Annotated in this window: 3 protein-coding genes; all 3 read right to left on the bottom strand. The window is 53.8% G+C overall.

Going from position 1 to position 18119, the window contains the following annotated elements:
- Positions 1-34 precede the first annotated feature (34 nt).
- From EL268_RS13995 to EL268_RS13985, 3 genes are read right to left on the bottom strand one after another with little or no spacing between them, the layout of a single operon-like run.
- Positions 35-10657 carry a non-ribosomal peptide synthetase gene (locus EL268_RS13995; protein ID WP_115984375.1) on the bottom strand — a complete coding sequence of 3541 codons (10623 nt, stop codon included), beginning with the start codon at positions 10655-10657 and terminating at the stop codon, positions 35-37.
- Complete coding sequence (locus EL268_RS13990) at positions 10657-14373, bottom strand: type I polyketide synthase (protein WP_106657693.1); 3717 nt, start codon at positions 14371-14373, stop codon at positions 10657-10659. Before EL268_RS13990 ends, EL268_RS13995 begins: the two co-directional genes overlap by 1 nt.
- Positions 14374-14389: 16 nt before the next feature.
- Positions 14390-18118 carry a non-ribosomal peptide synthetase gene (locus EL268_RS13985; RefSeq protein WP_164724474.1) on the bottom strand — a complete coding sequence of 1243 codons (3729 nt, stop codon included), beginning with the start codon at positions 18116-18118 and terminating at the stop codon, positions 14390-14392.
- Position 18119 lies beyond the last annotated feature (1 nt).

Below are 18119 nucleotides of genomic sequence, written 5' to 3'. Positions count from 1 at the left end.
TCCCACCCATTTGATTCTCACTAATTGTATCTCGTCAGAAATTTTTATCGATCAGGTCGAACACATCTTCCAAATCTTCGAGATCCAGCCCCTTCGCACTGAAATCGCTTGGGGTGAATTCGACGCTATCCTTACTCTGGCAATGCGTGATCAGCAATTGCAAGCTCCGCTCATACAAAGCCACCAATTTCGCGATTGTCTGGTCATCGTATTCATCCGCGCAATATTGGAAGTCGAGTCTTAAACACCCATCCGATACTCCGCCGTTGATGTCAAGCTTAAATAGCTGCTCACCTTGGGGGCTAACTGCCTCACCGGGCGACATAGTCGATTTGGAAAACGAGGAGGTCATTTCTTGCAGATCACCCCATTGACCGAGATAGTTGAAGGATATTTCCGGACGGATCTCTTGGAGTTCATTCCCTCGATATGCACGCAGGATTCCATAGCCGATCCCCTTGTGAGGAATACGGCGTAGGGTCTCCTTGACTTCCTTGATCATTCTGGAGATGTATTCATGTTCATCATTAACCGCCGGAAGGACGACGGGATACATCGACGTGAACCAGCCGACGGTGCGATGGACAGATAGTCCGACCAGCGCGTCTTCGCGCCCGTGACCTTCCAACTGTACTACCATCGACTCGTGTCCGCTCCATTCCCGCACAGCTATTGCCAGCGCGGTTAGCAGTAGATCGTTGATCTCAGTCTGGTAGACCCCGTGTACGTCCTTAAGCAGGGCAGCGGTCTGATCTGCTGAAAAGTTCGCGGTCAGAGTCCGCGATCGCGCGTTCTTCCGGACACTAACTTTACGGTCGGCTGGCAACGGACGGATCACAGTGGCGGCGACAGATTGCCAGTAGGGGAGATCGTTCGCTCTCATGGCGTGCTCTTGCAGAGCCTGATTCCACGTCTGATACGAGTCGGTCTTCGCTGGGAAGCGAATCGCTTCGCCTCGGGATGCCTGCTCCCAGCCGGTTACAAAGTCCTCTAGCAAAATTCGCCACGACACGCCATCCACGATCAGGTGGTGGAAGATCAACAGCAAATGATCTCCGTTGCTCGTTCGAAAACGCGCTACCTTGACCATCGGACCTGCAGCGAGGTCGATGGAGTTCTGCATACGGTTCGCCACGTTTTCAATCTGTGTTTTCAGTGCCTCAGAATTTAAGTCAAGCAAGTCGTGGCTCTCGAAATCGAACAGCGTCTCGTCCAAGCCGCGATGATTTGCGGTGATCAAACCTTCTTCTTCACGAAATACCAGACGCAACGCATCATGGTGTGCCACCAGTTCGCCCAGCACCGCTTTCAGACGCTGATCGTCCAACTCCTCTAGGCTGTGCAGAAGAAGCGACTGATTAAAGTGGTGCTTCTCAACGCGGATGTTCTCAAAGAACCATCGTTGCACCGGAGCCAGAACCAATTCCCCCTCTACCGGTCCCTGAACGATCGTTCTGCTTGCCTTTGTGACGAACGGGGCGACCGAGCGAACAGTGGGGTTGCTAAAAAGGTCTTTGACCTGCAGACACAGGCCCTCTCTCATCAGTTGAGACACCACTTGGATCGCTTTAATCGAATCGCCGCCCAAGTGGAGAAATGAGTCATCCACTCCGATAGGTTTCACTCCGAGCACATTCTCCCAGACAGCGATCACCCGTTCCTCGACCTGCGTACGTGGAGCCGCGTACTCGTTCTCCCGCTGCAGATGCCCTCTCGGGTCCGGTAGTCGCTTGCGGTCGAGCTTGCCATTTGGCGTGAGCGGCATCTCCGCCAACTCCACAAAGTACCCCGGTACCATATACCCCGGCATCCGCTCCGTCAGCGCCTGCCGGATCTCCCCCGCTGTCAGATCGCCCTGTTTCGTGTAATAAGCACACAGGTCTTTGATTCCTGCCTCGACTTCTCGGGCGGCCACCACTGCTTCCTGAATCCCTGCCACTTTGACCAGCGCCGCCTCGATCTCCCCGAGCTCGATGCGGTATCCACGCACTTTTACCTGATGATCCAATCGACCGAGGTATTCGATTTCCCCGTTCGGGAGCCAGCGTGCCAGATCTCCCGTCTTGTACATTTTCGTCCCCGGACGAAACGGATTGTCTACAAACTTTTCCCTCGTCAGTTCCGGCCTGTTCCAATACCCGCGCGCCAGTCCGGCCCCAGCGATGCACAGTTCCCCCGGCACCCCGATCGGTTGCAGGTGTTGCTGTTCGTCAATCACATACAGCTCGATGTTGTCGATCGGTTTCCCGATTGGCACGCTCATCAGATCGGCATCGCCCGTGCAGTCGTGAAACGACACGTCCACCGTCGCTTCCGTTGGTCCGTACAGGTTGACCAGTTCCGTCTGTGATAGCAACCGCTTGCATCGGTGCGCTTGCGGCACCTGCAGCGCTTCCCCGCTGATGAACACGCGGCGAAGACTGCTAAGCTGCTTTTCGCTCTCAGTGCTCTCCACCGCTTCCAGAAACAGATGCAACATTGACGGCACAAAGTGCATCACCGTCACGCCCCAACGCTCTACGGCCTCGACGATCGCCTGCGGATTTTTCTCCTCTCCTGGCCCTAAAAATGCTGCCGAAGCCCCCGTCATCCCCCACCAGAACAGCTCCCAGACCGAAACGTCAAAACTGAACGGGGTTTTCTGCAAGATCACATCCTGCTCCGTCAGGGGATAACGTTTTTGCATCCATTGCAGGCGGTTGATCACGGCATGATGCTCGATCATGACGCCCTTGGGCTGACCGGTTGAGCCGGAAGTGTAGATCACATACGCCAAATGACGGGGGCCCGATGTCACACCCAGGATGCTCTCGCCCTGGTACCAGCATTCATCTTCCAAATCCAGTGTCTCACCCGCAAAAGCCAGATCCACTAAAGCGCCCTTGACTAGCAAGAGTCTGGCTTGACTGTCTTGCAACAGATAGGCGATCCGCTCCTTGGGATATCCGGGATCGATTGGAAGGTAAGCCCCTCCCGCCTTCAAGATCGCCAAAATCCCGATGATCATCTCTGGCGAGCGGTCCGTCATGATGCCGACCGGTTGATCCGGCCCCACCCCTTTGGTACGCAAGACACGGGCTAATTGCCCTGCTTTCTCGTTAAGCTCTCCGTAGCAAAGCGTCTGCGTGTCAAAAATAGCCGCTGGAGCATCCGGATAGGCCCTGGCCATTTTTTCAAACAGCCCGTGCACCGTCTCCTCCTGGTCATACGCCACCGCTGTCGAGTTGAACTGATTCAGGATCAGATTCGTCTCCTTTTCATCGATCATCTGCAGTTCCCCGAGAGCTTTATCGGGTTGAGCAGTCAAACTCCTCACTACCTGTGTAAAATGGCGTGCGATCCGTTCCGCCGTAGAAGTTTGGAACAACTTGGTCGCGTATTCCAGCGTGAAGCGCAGCTCTGATCCCTCTTCATAGGTGTGCAGAGCAAGATCAAACTGCGCCGTACGTCCATCCAGCTTGACCGGCTCGATCTTTAAATCGTGTAGTTCGGCTTGGACAGAGCCCATATTGTCAAACACGAACAGGGTATCGAATAGTGGATTGCGGCTGGTGTCGCGGGGAAGACCCAGACGTTCTACCAACCGCTCCAAAGGATACTCTTGATTGTCGAATGCGTCCAAGCACGTACCTTTCACTTCCTGGAGGAAATCGCGGAAGGTGCGAGCGGCATGCGGACGCCCCCGTAACGGGACCGTGTTGACGAACATCCCGATCACCCCTTCTGTTTGTGCTGTCGGACGGCCTGCGACTGGAGATCCCACGATGATGTCCTCCTGCATAGTGAATTTGGCGAGCAGCACTTGGAATGCCGCTAGCAGCACCATGAACAAGGTGGAATCCGTTTTCAGAGCAAGTTCTTGCAAAGCCTTGGATAACTGGCTGTCGAAGGAAAATGCATGGCATGCTCCTTCATAACTCTTATTTGCCGGTCGCGGGAAATCGGTCGGTAACTTCAACAATGGCAATTCTCCTGCAAATTGGCTGAGCCAATACGCTTCTTGTTCTTGACCGAACTCACTCTCCAACAGTGTCTGTTGCCATTCGGCAAAGTCTTTGCTCTGCAATTCGAGTGGCTGGAGAGCGCGCCCTTTCCAACTGCTTAGCAGGTCGCGAAACAAAATGTTGACCGACAGTCCGTCTGCTATGATGTGGTGCAGATCGAGAAAGAGCACGTGTGTTTCATCACCAACCGTCACCAATCTGGCACGCATCAACGGGGCCGTTCCCAGATCAAACGGGCGGAGAAACGAATTAGCCATGCGGTGGATGTCGCCCTCCTCCCCGTCGCCTTCCTCAAGGCGCAGGCTAATGTCGTCATGCACGATCTGCCAACACTCTCCGTCATCAAAATGGAACGATGTGCGCAGGCTCTCATGGCGATGGACCACCTGCTGCAATGCATACTCAAGCGCGTTTCGATCCAAGTGCCCGGACAAACGAAATGCAGCCGTCAAATGATAGGCCGTGCTGGATGGATCGAGCTGGTTCAGGATGTATTGGCGCTTCTGTGCGGAAGAAGCCACATATCGCTCCTTGCTACGAATCGGCATGATCGGTGGCCGTTCGCGCGCTGTACTCCTATCTATGAAGCGGGCCAATTTAAACACGGTCGGATGCTCAAAGATCGTGAGAAGAGACAGATCGTTCCCCCACTCCTCCCTTATACGACCGATGATCTGAGCAGCCTTGAATGACTGGCCTCCCAGTTCAAAAAAGTGATCGTGGACCCCGATATCCGGTATCCCGAGCACCTCTTGCCAAAACGTAAGTAAACGGCGCTCTGTATCCGAGACAGCCTTTCCTCCGAGCAATTGCCGCTCCTGACACTGAAGTTCTCGGCCGAACAAGTCTGCGGTCAATCGTCGACCGCGTATCCCCAACGACCGCAGTTCTTCTCCCTGTCCAGGTAGAATCGCATACAGGTCTCCGTACACGCCGAGCGGAGCCGGGCGTCCCGTGTGTTGAAGTGCCACCAAGCTCACACCAGGTAACGCCCGTCCAAACGGTACGGTTTCAAGCGGATGTAAGAGGGCGTCCCCAACCTCATGAACTGCAACAAACTGTGCAAGTTCATCGGGACGATACAAAACGGTCACGGACGAACCAGGCGCCAGCCGCTCACGAAACGAATTGATGTCCGATCCGCTCAGCCGTTCATTGCCAATAGCCAGCCAGCGGATTGCATGCGATGGCAGGTACAAAGCGCCATCCTGCAGGGCGGATACCGGAACAGCGTACACCGTGGAAACATCGGCTGGGCCTTCCTCCGCACCCGCCGCTCGTGCGATCCGGATCAAGGATTCACGATCAGTCGGCAGCAGGCTGTCTGCTAATGTGAGACGATCCTCTTGAGAGATGTTTAGTGCGTTCGCGAGGGCCAGATCACCTCCGTCTTTTCCCTTCCGAGACTCAGACAAGAACTGAGGTGGCTCCCCGTCCAGCTCAAACTCGTCATGGAGAACCCCGGGCGAGGCCACGATCTGCTCTAAAAGCGACAAAAACTGTGCGGTCCAGCGTTGCACAGACTCGCTATAGAACAATTCGGTCTTGTAGTCAAAATCCAAGAGCATATCCCCGTCCACTTCCACTGCGTTCAAGGTGAGTTCATATTTTACGTATTGGATTGGATAGGCTACCATATCGGTCTTGATACCATAAAGCTGGGGTTTTCCCACTTGTCGATCCAGGTTGAACATCACTTGTACATCTGGTATAGTGGTCCCTTTCGCCAAGGAACTAACCGCCACATGCTGGTTCTTCATCGCGCTCGCCGAGTCGTGCTTGACCTTTTGCAACAAGTGCGCAAAAGCATCACCGCCCTCTACCTGACAGACGAAAGGCAGCACGTTGGCACATTGTCCTACCAAGTAGTTTTTAGGCATGTCAACCTGTCCTGCCGTAGGTATGCCGATGACAAATCGGTTCTGTCCGGTCAGTCTATACAAAAACAGTTGGAATACCCCAAACAGGGTATGAAACAGCGAGCATCCCTGATGACGACTGAACTTTTTCAATGACTCTAGCAACGGTGCCCCTACTTTGATGCGAAGGCGTGCGCCGGAAAACGAGCGTTGAACTGGACGTGGCAGATCCAAGGGCAGATCCAACGGAGGTATTGGTTCGGCGAATTGCTCCCTCCAATAAAGGACCATCTCTTCCCCTTCACTGCCACCCTGTCGCTCCGCCAGCCACTCTACATATTCGCGGAATTGCACTGGCTCGGGCAACGAGACCGGAATATGCGTGCATCCCTCCCGATAAATCGCTTCCAACTCGCCTAGTAAGACAGCGGTCGACCACCCGTCCGCCATCAGATGGGGCAATATGATGACCAATTGGTGACGAGTCGGTCCCTGCTTCAACAAGTACAGTCGAAACATCAGAAGGCTCTCCAAATCGATCGGGTGCTGTGCTTTCGACTCCAGCCAGTCACGAAGACGGTCCGCCTGTTCCGCTTCCGTAAAGGCTGTAAAATCAACGACCTGAATGTCGATTGCTGGGGACGCCTCTAGCAGGAACCCGTGTTCATCCACCCTCGTGGCTCGCAAGATCTCATGGCGTTGTACGATCTTCTGCACCGCGCCCCGCAAGGCTTTCGTGTGTAGCGGGCCGTCGAGGTCAAGGATCACATATTCGTTGTACGCCATAGATTCCTGGTGGCCGATCTGGGTATGAAGCCAGAGATTGCGCTGGCCCTCTGTAAATGGAATCCGTTCAATAGAAGAGGCATCACGCTCCTTGGCTTGTGTCAACTTTGGGAGGAAACCGCCTTCCCGCATAGCCTCGACGCTGTTGATCACCGCGTTGATCAGACGATCCACATCTCCATCGGTGTGTGCCGACGACAAAAAGCAATTGCGGCCTTCCCATACATAAATCCCGTTGTCGAGCAGGTGATAGAACAACAACTCAAGATCCCCACTCAGGACAAAGCGGAAAAGCGAGCCGAAATGCACCATCTTGATCGGCACTTCCGTTTGTTCAAAATACTCATTGAGAGTTGTGACCAATCGTGTCGTGCGCACATTAATCCGCTCTTGTACCACCGCCCCCTCAGCTCGAAGGTGGTCAAGCATTGCACGAATCGCAGCCATTGCCAGCGGATGATGGCAGAACGTCCCGCCAACCAGAGTACGGGTGCGGTCGCTTTGCGGATAAGAGTCATCTCCATATTGCCAATCGCCGCCATCGATCGAATTCATATATTTGGATTTGCCTGCGACAACACCGACCGGAAGCCCCCCGCCCATGATCTTGCCATATGTTGCAATATCCGCCTGAACTCCGAACCACGCCTGGGCACCGCCAGGGTGAATTCGAAAACCTGTAATTATTTCATCAAAGATAAGGGCAATGTCCCGCTCCTTTGTGACTTGCCGCAATTCCTGTAAAAACTCACGCGGTTGCAAGTCCGGTCTGCGGCTTTGTACCGGTTCGACCAATACACCCGCGAGTTCATGGGCGTGACGCTTGATGATCTCCAGCGATTCGGGGTCATTGTACTTCAAGACCACCACATCACCAACAAGATGATCGGTGATCCCCGGTGCAACTGGAACCGCCTGAACGCCGCCTGCAGAGTGACGCCGGGCCAGTACGCCGTCAAACGTTCCATGGAAAGAACCTTCAAACAAGGCGATCTTGGAACGGCCGGTGACTGCGCGCGCTAGGCGTAGTGCGACCATGACCGCTTCGGTGCCGGAGTTGAAAAAGGCAATCCGTTCCATGCCAGTAAATTCTGAAATAAGCTGTGCCACTTCGCCTGCCAAAGGATTCATCGGGCCAAGCGGCATGCCCCGGAGCGCTTCTTCACGTACCGCCTCCGTTATGAAGGAAGGCGCATGTCCGAGCAGATGCACTCCAAACCCCATCGAGATGTCGAGATATTCACGTCCGTCTACATCCCAGATTTTAGAACCTTGGGCTCGTTCGGCGATCACTTGTACAATCATTTCTTTCCAGGCAGGTTTAAACCCCGCCACGTTTCGATTGTTCGCTAATACCCTACGAAACTTTTGAGTCATCTCTTTGGTCAGCTTGAAACGCTCACTCAGACGCGCCGCCAATTCTTCTACATGTCGTAGCTGCTGTTCAGACATGGTCGAGGGAGTCAGCGCCAGTTTCCGATACGGAATAAAGACTCCCTGGTCTGGCTCGGTAGAACCTGTATCCCCCTCGTCCCGGATCTGTTGAACGGGGCTCGCCGTTGCGGTGGCGGCCGTTTGCAGAAACGCAGTTTGCGCCTTAGTCATATCTTGTGAAGGCTTACTAAGGAGTTCCAATTGCATCGACATCACCTGCAACTGCTGGGCCAGCAATCGCTCCAAATCAGATCCCCCGGCCGGAGGAAGATTACGAGCGGCTTGAGTAACGTCAGGAGCGACGGGATTTGACAACACCTGTTGAACAGGAGTGTTGTGAACCGACACGACACTCGCCTGATAATCTACGAGAGCATCCGGCGATTGTGCCGGCAGGTGCTCCGTTAGGTATGCGGCTAGCGCACCAGGCGTAGATAGTTCTTCGTAAAACTCGCCGAGCGGAATCTCCAGCCCATAATGGTCCTTGATCCGCTCACTCACTTGGACGAGCATAAGCGAATCAAGTCCCATTTCAAAAAGATTGTGTTCAGCGGAGATCTCAGCTTCGGAGATGCCTGTTATGTCCTGCACCGTTTGCTTAACAAATGCCAGGACTGTCTCTCCGTGCTTTATGGCCGCACTTTCATATGCCTGACTCATAGCGATGCCCTGCTCCTTTTTCGATAGATTGATCGGAATGTCGATCCAGCAACGCGTCCGTTCAAACGGATAAACAGGTAGGGAGGCCTTGTTCCAAACCTCATCCTGATAAACGAGGTTCCAAGGAATGTCTGCTCCTTGTACGTAGAGGATGCCAAGTTCGACAAGCAACTGTTCTCGGGCCTCTCCTTGTCTTTCCATTATCCATCGCGCCAACCAGCCGTCTACATCCGGCCCCTCAGTGTCCGACTTCTGCAACATCAGAGCTGAGCTGCTGTAAACACCTTCTCCTCCGCTAAGCTTCGCCAGCAGATCTGCTCTGCTCGAAGCTAAAATTGCCATGCGATGCTCATACTGCCCGCGCCCCAACGCCGCCGTCTGACACAGATCAGGCAACGATAGGTGTTCACCACTCATCAAGCGATGTCGGTATTGCTCTTTTAGAGCGGCCAGACCGCTCTTCGTTTTCGCCGACAAGGGCAACAGCCAGATCTTTTCTTCCTCCTTGCGGGTCTTGGCTCGTTTCGGTGCCTCTTCCAACACCACATGGCAGTTTGTGCCGGACAGTCCGAATGAACTGATGCCGGCACGCCTTGGGATTCCGTCTGTCGCCCATGGCATCAAGCGATCGACGACGTAAACAGGAGAATCTTCAAATCGAATCTGCCGATTTGCTTTCATAAAATGAAGCGAAGGCGGCAACTCTCCATGCTTCAAAGCGAGGATCGTCTTAATCAGCCCAACGAGACCAGCCGCGTTGTCCAAATGCCCAACGTTTGTTTTAACCGAGCCGATGCCACAAAATTGTGTGCGTGCTGTATGGCGACGAAATGCTTTTCGTAAGGCGTCGATCTCAATTGGATCGCCCAGTTTTGTACCGGTTCCATGCGCTTCCAGATAGGTGATTGTTTCTGGGGACACTCCGGCAGCCTGCCAAGCATCGAGCAACAACTGCTCTTGGGCCAACACGTTGGGAGCTGTCAGTCCGATTGAATTGCCGTCTTGGTTTATCGCGCTACCCTTGATCACCGCATGGATCTGATCCCCGTCATGCAATGCCTTATCAAGGGGTTTTATCAGCACTGCAACCACACCTTCACCGCTGCCTGTGCCGTCCGACGAATCGTCGAACGTTTTTGCCCGTCCGTCGGATGCCTGAATCCCCATACGCAATTCGCCTTTTTGCCGCAGGTAGTTAATTCGAATCCCGCCGACCAGCGCCTGTTCACAATCACCGTTGCGGATCGCCTGACAGGCGACATGCAAGGCAACCAACGAAGAGGAGCAAGTCGTATCTATCGCCATTGATGGCCCACGAAGGTCAAGCAGATAAGCGATTCGGCTGGCCACGATCGGCGAGAGGTTACCAGGTACCGCCATCGACACTGCATTCGGTTCAACAGTTTGAATCATCTGCATGTAATCGTGCAATGCATCCGATCCATACCCGATGTAGACACCTGTCTTGCTGCCGCGAAGCTGATTCCCTCCATAGCCCGCTTCTTCGATCGTCTCCCAAGCGGACTCGAGGAACAGGCGCTGTGCCGGGCTCATCAAAGAGGCTTCCTTTGGGGTCAGGCGGAAAAAGCGATAATCAAACGCATCGATCTCTTCCAAATACGCTCCTAGTTCGTAGTCGTGGGACAACTTTCCGAGAGCTTCCAGGTAGCGGTCTTCATCTTGACGCCTGCGCGGCGGAAGCGGTCCAATCGAGTCGATCCCTGCGCGCAAATTCTGCCAAAACTGATCAGGCGTCCGGGCGTGTGGCAATCGTACCGACATCCCGATCACGGCCATTTCAGCAGTCTGCAAGGTATGTTCGCGCTTCAACCGCGTGAGGAGTTCCACGCCGATGTTCCGATCTACCCTGCCAGCCAAGATCTGTTCGAAGAGATATGTGGTCGTGTCCTTCATCAGTTTCCCTCAAGTCTGTGATAGTCTCGTACAGTTTCTTCCAGCGTTTTCTCCCCCTGTTCCACCGCAGTGAGCAACGCTCGAATCTGCTCACGCAGTGACTCTTCGCCTCTGTCGCCCGACAGATCAAATTGCCCGGAGATCTGTTCGGCAATCTTGGCAATGGTTGGGTAGGCAAACAGGTCGGTCATCTGCAAACGGCCAGGGTATCGTTCCTCCAGATGAGCGTGTACCTTGATGATGTGGATCGAATCGCCGCCGATCTCAAAGAAATTATCGTGAACGCCAAACTCCGCAAAGCCCAGCACTTCCTGCCACACCGACGCAACATCCAGTTCCTGGTCAGTGTAGTCCTCTTGGGCCTTGCCACTCAGTTTGATCGACCTGCGAGGCGTTGAACTGCTCTGCTTGGGTTTGGATTCAGGCAGGCTCCACGTCCGCAATCCCTCCTCGATTTCTAGCGGCAATTGTCCGCTCAGTCCTAGCACCGGGCTCGTTTTGTTCAAGATACCGATTACCGCTCGGTCGATACGCTTAGACCATATGCCCGATAATGCTGTCAAAGCGACGTCTGGCGTCAGATAGCGGAACAATTCCCGATCTTGATCCACCGGCACCGGCGTCTCGGGCATGCTCACCTGCCAATACGGCCAGTTGATCGTCAGCACTTTACATGCGTTTAGGCGAGCCTGCGCTGCAAACGAATCCAAATAGGAATTGGCAGCTGCATAGCTGCCACCGCCGTGCGAGCCGACTAATGTCAACACCGAAGAGAACAGCAAGAGAAAATCCGGTCGGTCAGCCCGGATCGCTTTCTCCAACTGCCACGTCCCCTGCACTTTCGGCCAGAGTACCGCGGTATAAGTGTCCCGCGAGTCGGTCACAACGGGAGAACCGTTCATCCCCACACCAACTCCGGCACAATGCACAACGCCGCATATGCGCCCCCAACGCGACCGCACACAACCGAGCGCCCGTTCCAAAGACACCTCATCCGCCACATCCGCTTGCAGGACGAGCACCTCGGCCCCCGATTCTTCCAGCGATTGAATGCGGGCCCGTGTTTGGGCATCTGCTGTATCTGCCGTGCGGCTCAACAATGCGAGGCGAACGCCCGCCTTGGAAGCAAGGAAGCCCGCCATCTCCAGACCGAGCTTTCCAAGCCCGCCTGTGATCACATAAACTCCACCCTCATGAATCTCTACCGTTTCCTCTGACAAATCGTCAAGTTCGAGGGTCGTCAAACATTCAACATAACGAACACCGTTACGATAAGCGACTCCATAGGGAGTTTCCTCCGCGCGCAATTCCTCGATCAGGACTTCTATCGGGGTCACCGCATCGGTGTCAATGCTTCGACATCGCAACAGTGGCTGTTCCCATCGCATTGTCTTGCCTATACCGAACGAAAGCGCATGGTGAGCATATACAGGATTCTGTCCATCGGTCACCGGATGAGCCCAAGCCGAAAGGATTACGATATCCAAAGGATTTGTTCGCTCCGTTTGCCCTAGCGTTTTCAGGAGTTCCAAAAAACCGTACATCCCCTGCTCAAGCGTTTCTTCTAAGTCTGATCGGGTAGCTACCTCTCCCTCGATTCGCCAGTTCCGTGCATCGATCACTCTGTTGAACTCGGTGTCGCCGAGCGTTTGCAATAGGTCCTGGTACGCACGTTCCCCGTCGCCGAGTGTGTAAACATCGGTGCCACCGCACGAGAAAGCGTTTTCCGTCACTACTTCAATCACCCGTCCACCCGCATCACGCATTTGATGGGACAACTTGGTGGCGTGCTGTGATCCATCATGGAGCAGCAGGCTTGCGCCAATCGGCACACTTCCTTTGACAGCTGACACCGCCTGCCATCCAGCCCGGTAATGCAACGGCTCACTGGCCTCCTCGATCTCCAGCCAGCAGCGAGTCATCTCGAACGCATAGGACGGTAGAGAAACTCTTCGTCCTCCCCTTTTTGCGTGCAACAACTCCCAGTCAAACGCGGCACCATTCACGTATTGCTCACAACACTCGTGGAGGCGGGCGGGATCGAATTCTCGCTTTTCCCCAGTCTCCTCCGGCTTGCAGTGACCGTACAGTATCTCTTCGATGCTTTCTCGGCTGTTCAGCGCCTGCTCCAGTTTGTCGAGCAGTTCAGAACGGGTATGTGCCCAAAACACCAGCCTGTGTTCCCAGTGAGTACGACCTGTGTTCAAAGTACGACATACATCGGCCAGTTCGATCTCCTCATGTGCACACAGATGATCGAACAGATTGGTCACGGCCCGCCGCAATGCCTGAAGCGAACGAGCTGACAGCGTGATGATTTGAACACCTTCTGCCGCGGGTACGCTTGGCCGGGAAGGGGCCTCTTCTAAGACGACGTGGCAATTTGTGCCCGACAATCCAAATGAACTAACCCCGCAACGGCGAGGGCCAGCCGATTCCCAATCCCGCAGGCAGTCGTTGATGTAAACGGGAGAATTTTCTAACGGAATCTTGCGGTTAGGGCGTTGGAAGTGCAGCGTCGGCGGCAACTCGCGATGATATAAGGCGAGGATCGCCTTGATCAGTCCGGCGATTCCGGCTGCGTTGTCGAGATGACCGAAATTAGACTTGACCGAGCCAATCGCGCAAAACTGTTTACGATCCGTGTATGCGGCGAAGGCCCTACGAATGCCGTCTATCTCGATCGGATCGCCAAGCTTGGTGCCTGTGCCGTGCGCCTCCAGACAGGTGATCGTGGCAGGATCGATGCCGGCGTCCCGCCACGACCGCACAAGCACTTGTTCTTGCGCGGCTGCGTTCGGAGCCGTCAGTCCATTCGAGCGGCCATCTTGATTGATTGCACTTCCTTTGATGACCGCGTAGATGTGATCCCCGTCTTTTTTCGCCCTGTATAACGGCTTAAGCAGGACGGCAGCAACACCTTCCCCAGCTCCCGTACCATCCGAGTCATCATCAAACGTGCAGGTTCGGAAAGTCGAGGATTCGATCCCGACCTTCCCCTTACGTAGCGGCAAGACATGCACCTGCACTCCACCAGCGATCGCTTGGTCACACTCACCGTTTCGTAACGCCTGACAAGCCAGATGCACGGCCGTCAGCGAGGACGAACAAGAAGTGTCAACCACAAGGCTCGGCCCTCGCAGATCTAGTAGATAAGAAAGACGGCTGGGTAGCATGGCGTTCAAATTGCCCATCATCGCCGTCGACAGATCCGATCCGTCGATCGTTTCGACCATGCGCTTGTAATCCGCTTCCGAACTCGAACCCACGTAGATACCTGTGCGTGTGCCGCGCAGCCTCTCTCCACCATAACCGGCATCTTCAATCGCCGCCCATGCTGTTTGTAGGAACAAGCGCTGGTTCGGATCCATCAAGGATGCTTCCTTGGGCGACATACGGAAAAACGCATAATCAAATCGGTCGATTCCGTTGAGGAACCCCGCTTCGCCCGCGCGCAACATTTTTGCGTCATATGGCACGCCAGTGACTTTTAAGTAGCGAATCAGATCCTCCAGACGATCATATGGCAGTTTTTGCATACAATCGGCTCCCGAACGCAGGTTTTGCCAGAAACGTTCCGCAGTATCCGCCTGAGGAAAGCGCAACGAGAGACCGATCACTGCGATGTCCTTGCTATTCATTTTTTGAATCGCCTGTGCTTCGACTGATTGATCCGATAAGGCTTGACTCTTTTGCTGCAATAATTTTTTTAGCACGTGACGCGTTCTCCTTTTACCCGATTCGCGCGGCGTAGTGGGAGACGACAAGGCGAAGAACTTCCAGATACCCCTGCACCCACGCCTCTAGGATCTCCTCCCGCACCAGATCTGTCTTGCTTTCCAACGACATATGATCGCCTGACAGCTCAATCACCAGATCGTAGTTGTCAAAAAGATCAATCGTCAGCGTGAGACATTCCTTCTTGTAAATGAGTGGTAGGAGTCCAGCTCGCGCCCTTTTCAGTTGCCCCATCGAGTAACTTGTAGATGCATCGCTTCGTGCCCCGGACTCGGCAGCGCGAAACAGTTCCCCAAACTCTGTATACTGATTGACTGGCAAGAACAGCGGACGAACTTCATTGAACGGAACAAGCAGCGTGTCTACTTTCAATTCCTGCTGCCCAGTCCGATCACCCAGATGATAGAGCCATAGCCCCACTAGAACTGCCTCGATTGTTACACCTTCGTGAACGGCGATCTCTTGCAGCGACTGATAGAGTTCCTCCTCAAATTTCCATTCGTACCCGGCTGCCAACACTCTGTCCGCTTGCAATCCATGTGGCAACGCGATTTCCAGTACAGTCCGCTCCTCTTGACAAGTGAGTTTACGTTCTAAAAAAGCCGCCTGTTGCTGAACAGTTGGATTACTGAATAGGTCTGGAATTTCAAATAAATTTGGAAATCGTTTCTCGAATTTACCGTGCAGATGCATGATCATAATGGAGTTTCCGCCTAGATCAAAGAAGCTGTCTTGCACACTGACGGACTCCAACCTTAACACTTCCCGCCAACAAGCAGCGATGATTTCTTCCCACTCGTTTTTCGGCAGCACACGCTCCCCATGACTTTCTAGAAGCGCACGCGGGTCGGGAAGTTGTTTCATGTCGATCTTCCGGCTGGGCGTCAAAGGGAGTTCCTGCAATTCCACCCAGTAAGCAGGGATCATATAAGCGGGCATGCGGGAAATAAGGAATTCTTTCAGTTCTGCAATCCCCTTTTCCTCGCTTTCGCCCCAGACCACATAAGCACAGAGCGCTCTATCTCCACGGCCATCTTCGACCGGCGCAACCACCGTTTGCGCAATGTTTGGATGTTGCCGGATAGTCGCCTCCACCTCTCCGATCTCGATACGGAAGCCCCGCACCTTGACTTGGCGGTCCAATCGCCCGATAAACTCAACCGTCCCATCCTCCCGCCATCTTCCGATATCTCCTGTGCGATACAACCGTTCCCCTGGCACATACGGGTTGGGAACAAATCTTTCGGCTGTCAGTTCCGGTTTGTTCACATAGCCCCGCGCCGTACCCGCCCCGCCGACGCAGATCTCTCCGACAGCCCCGATCGGTTGCAACCGCAGATAGTTGTCGAGGAGATAGACACGTTTGTTCGGAAAGGGCTTGCCAATCGGCACTGGCTCGGGAATAGGTTCACCCGGTATGTAATGCCAGACAAGCGCCGAGTTAGTGGTCTCCGTCGAACCGTACGCATTCAGGTAGAAAATTCGGTCTCCCCACGACCGTACCAGTTTAGGACTGCTCTCTGAGCCAGCCGTGATAAGGCGCTTGAGCTTTGGAAAACGGAGGGGGTCCAGTTGGCTTAGATAAGTCGGAGCCATTGTGACCGTCGTAATCCCTTGCGTTTCAAAGTAATTTGTCAACTCTGCAGGGTCTTGGATCAGATTGGGCCCAAGCAGATGCAGTTGCGCACCGTTTAACAAGGCCATGAATACTTCCCAGATCGTCGCGTTAAACGCAAAGCTGGCGAATTGCCCTATTCTGTCTTCAGTTCCGATTCCTAGGACATGTTCCACATACGCTTTCTGGTTGACGATCCCATGATGCTCGATCTCCACGCCTTTGGGGAGACCGGTTGAGCCGGACGTATAATAGATTACCGCCACATCTTTCGGTTCTGTTACCACGGGAAGGTCGCAGCTGTCCTCAGCAAACACTGTCGGGTCTTTCAAATCCAGTATGGGAAGTCTTATTGGAGCTCGCTCCTTGTGCTGTGAGACGGTCAGCACCATAACGGCGGCGCTGTCATCGGACATATATTGAATTCGCTCATCAGGCAGGGCAGGATCGATTGGCAGGTATGCGCCGCCAGCTTTGAGGATTGCGAGCAACCCCACGATCAACTCCACGCTCTTCTCCATCAGAAGTACGACCGTAGCACCTCTTTGAATGCCGTGCTGATGCAGTGTCCTGGCAAGCCTGTTAGACTTTTCATGCAATTCTTGGTAAGTAAGCTGCACATCTCCCATCACGACCGCCAGATGGTTCGGCGTGCGTTCTACCTGTGCCGCAAACAACTGATCGACCGTCACGTTCTGCTGATAAGGAAGTTCGGTGCCGCTCCACGGACCCAGCAACGCCGCCCTCTCCTTGGGGAGCAGGGGGTCCAATTGCGCGACTAATCGATCTCCCGCCTCCGTAAGCGCCAACAGCATCTGAACAAATTGATCGGCAAAACGAGTAATTACCTCCGGCGCAAACAGAGCTGTTTGATAGTTGATCTCCAGTTTCAAACCCTGAAACGGATACACCCCCAATGTAAGAGGATAGTTCATCTTCTTACTCAAGGAGGTGAGTTCGAGTTTCTTTCCATCACCAGACCGGTTCAACCGTTCGTCCAACGGATAATTTTCCATGACAACTAAAGAATCGAACAAGGTCTCGCGTTTGTCGATCTCGCTAAGTCCACTAATCTCATACAGGGGAGCGGACTCAAAATCTTCTCTTTCATTCAAGGAGTAGTCCATACGACGCAACAACTCGCTCACTCGTTCCTGGCCATTCGTAGAGACCCGAAGCGGCAATGTATTGATAAACAGGCCAATCATTTGGTCGATGCCTTTGATGTTGGCTTTTCGGCCGGAAACTGTCGTGCCGAACACTACGTCATCAGCGTTGTTCCAGCGACCAAGGATTAAACCCCAGGCAGTATAGACCAACGTCGCCAGTGTCACTTGATGATCGTTTGCACAGAATTGTAGCTTGGCGGATTGTTCCTCGGTCAATTGATAGGTAATGGCCCCAATCTCGTCATGATCTGCATTCATCTCACGATTGCGCACATCAGTCGCCTTGATTCCCGGCAGGCGCGTACGGTTGTCAAATCCGGCCAGTACTTGTTTCCAATACTCATGTTGCGCCTTACGATCCTGTTTCTGATGCCAGCGAATGAACTCTTTATAGGACGGTTGGTGGATCAGTTCGCGTGGCTTCCCTTCTTCTATCGTCCGGTACACATCTATGAATTTTTGCAGCAAAAGCCCTGTGCTCCACCCATCAAACAGGATGTGGTGATAGGTCAGTACCATCTCCAACTCCGTTTGCGACAGTTTGCAGATAGTCAGGCGGAAGGGATCAGATTCAAGTGCAATGCCTCGATCGCGCTCAGCCTCGCGGATCTCTTTCAGGCGTACGTCTTGTTCTACTTGGTGCAAAGAAACCAAGTCATGTTCCGTCATAGGAATCACTTTGCGACGCAGGAAGATCTGCACAGGTTTGTCTACCTTTTCCCAACGAAAAACTGTACGTAAAGACTGGATTTCCTCTCCGAGCACATCCCACGCCTGACGAACAGCTTCACTAGATGTGAAACCAGTCAGGCGGAAGGAAAGTTGCTCCACATATGTTCCAGGTTCGCTGACGTGGTGAAAGAGGATTCCCTCTTGCAAAGGGCTTAAACCGATGATGTCTTCTACGTTTTGCTTGTCAAGCTTACGAGCATTCTCCAAT

Source organism: Brevibacillus brevis, from assembly GCF_900637055.1.
Taxonomy (GTDB): domain Bacteria; phylum Bacillota; class Bacilli; order Brevibacillales; family Brevibacillaceae; genus Brevibacillus; species Brevibacillus brevis.
Note: the sequence above shows the minus strand (reverse complement) of the source record. Positions and strands in the feature narration are given on the sequence as shown.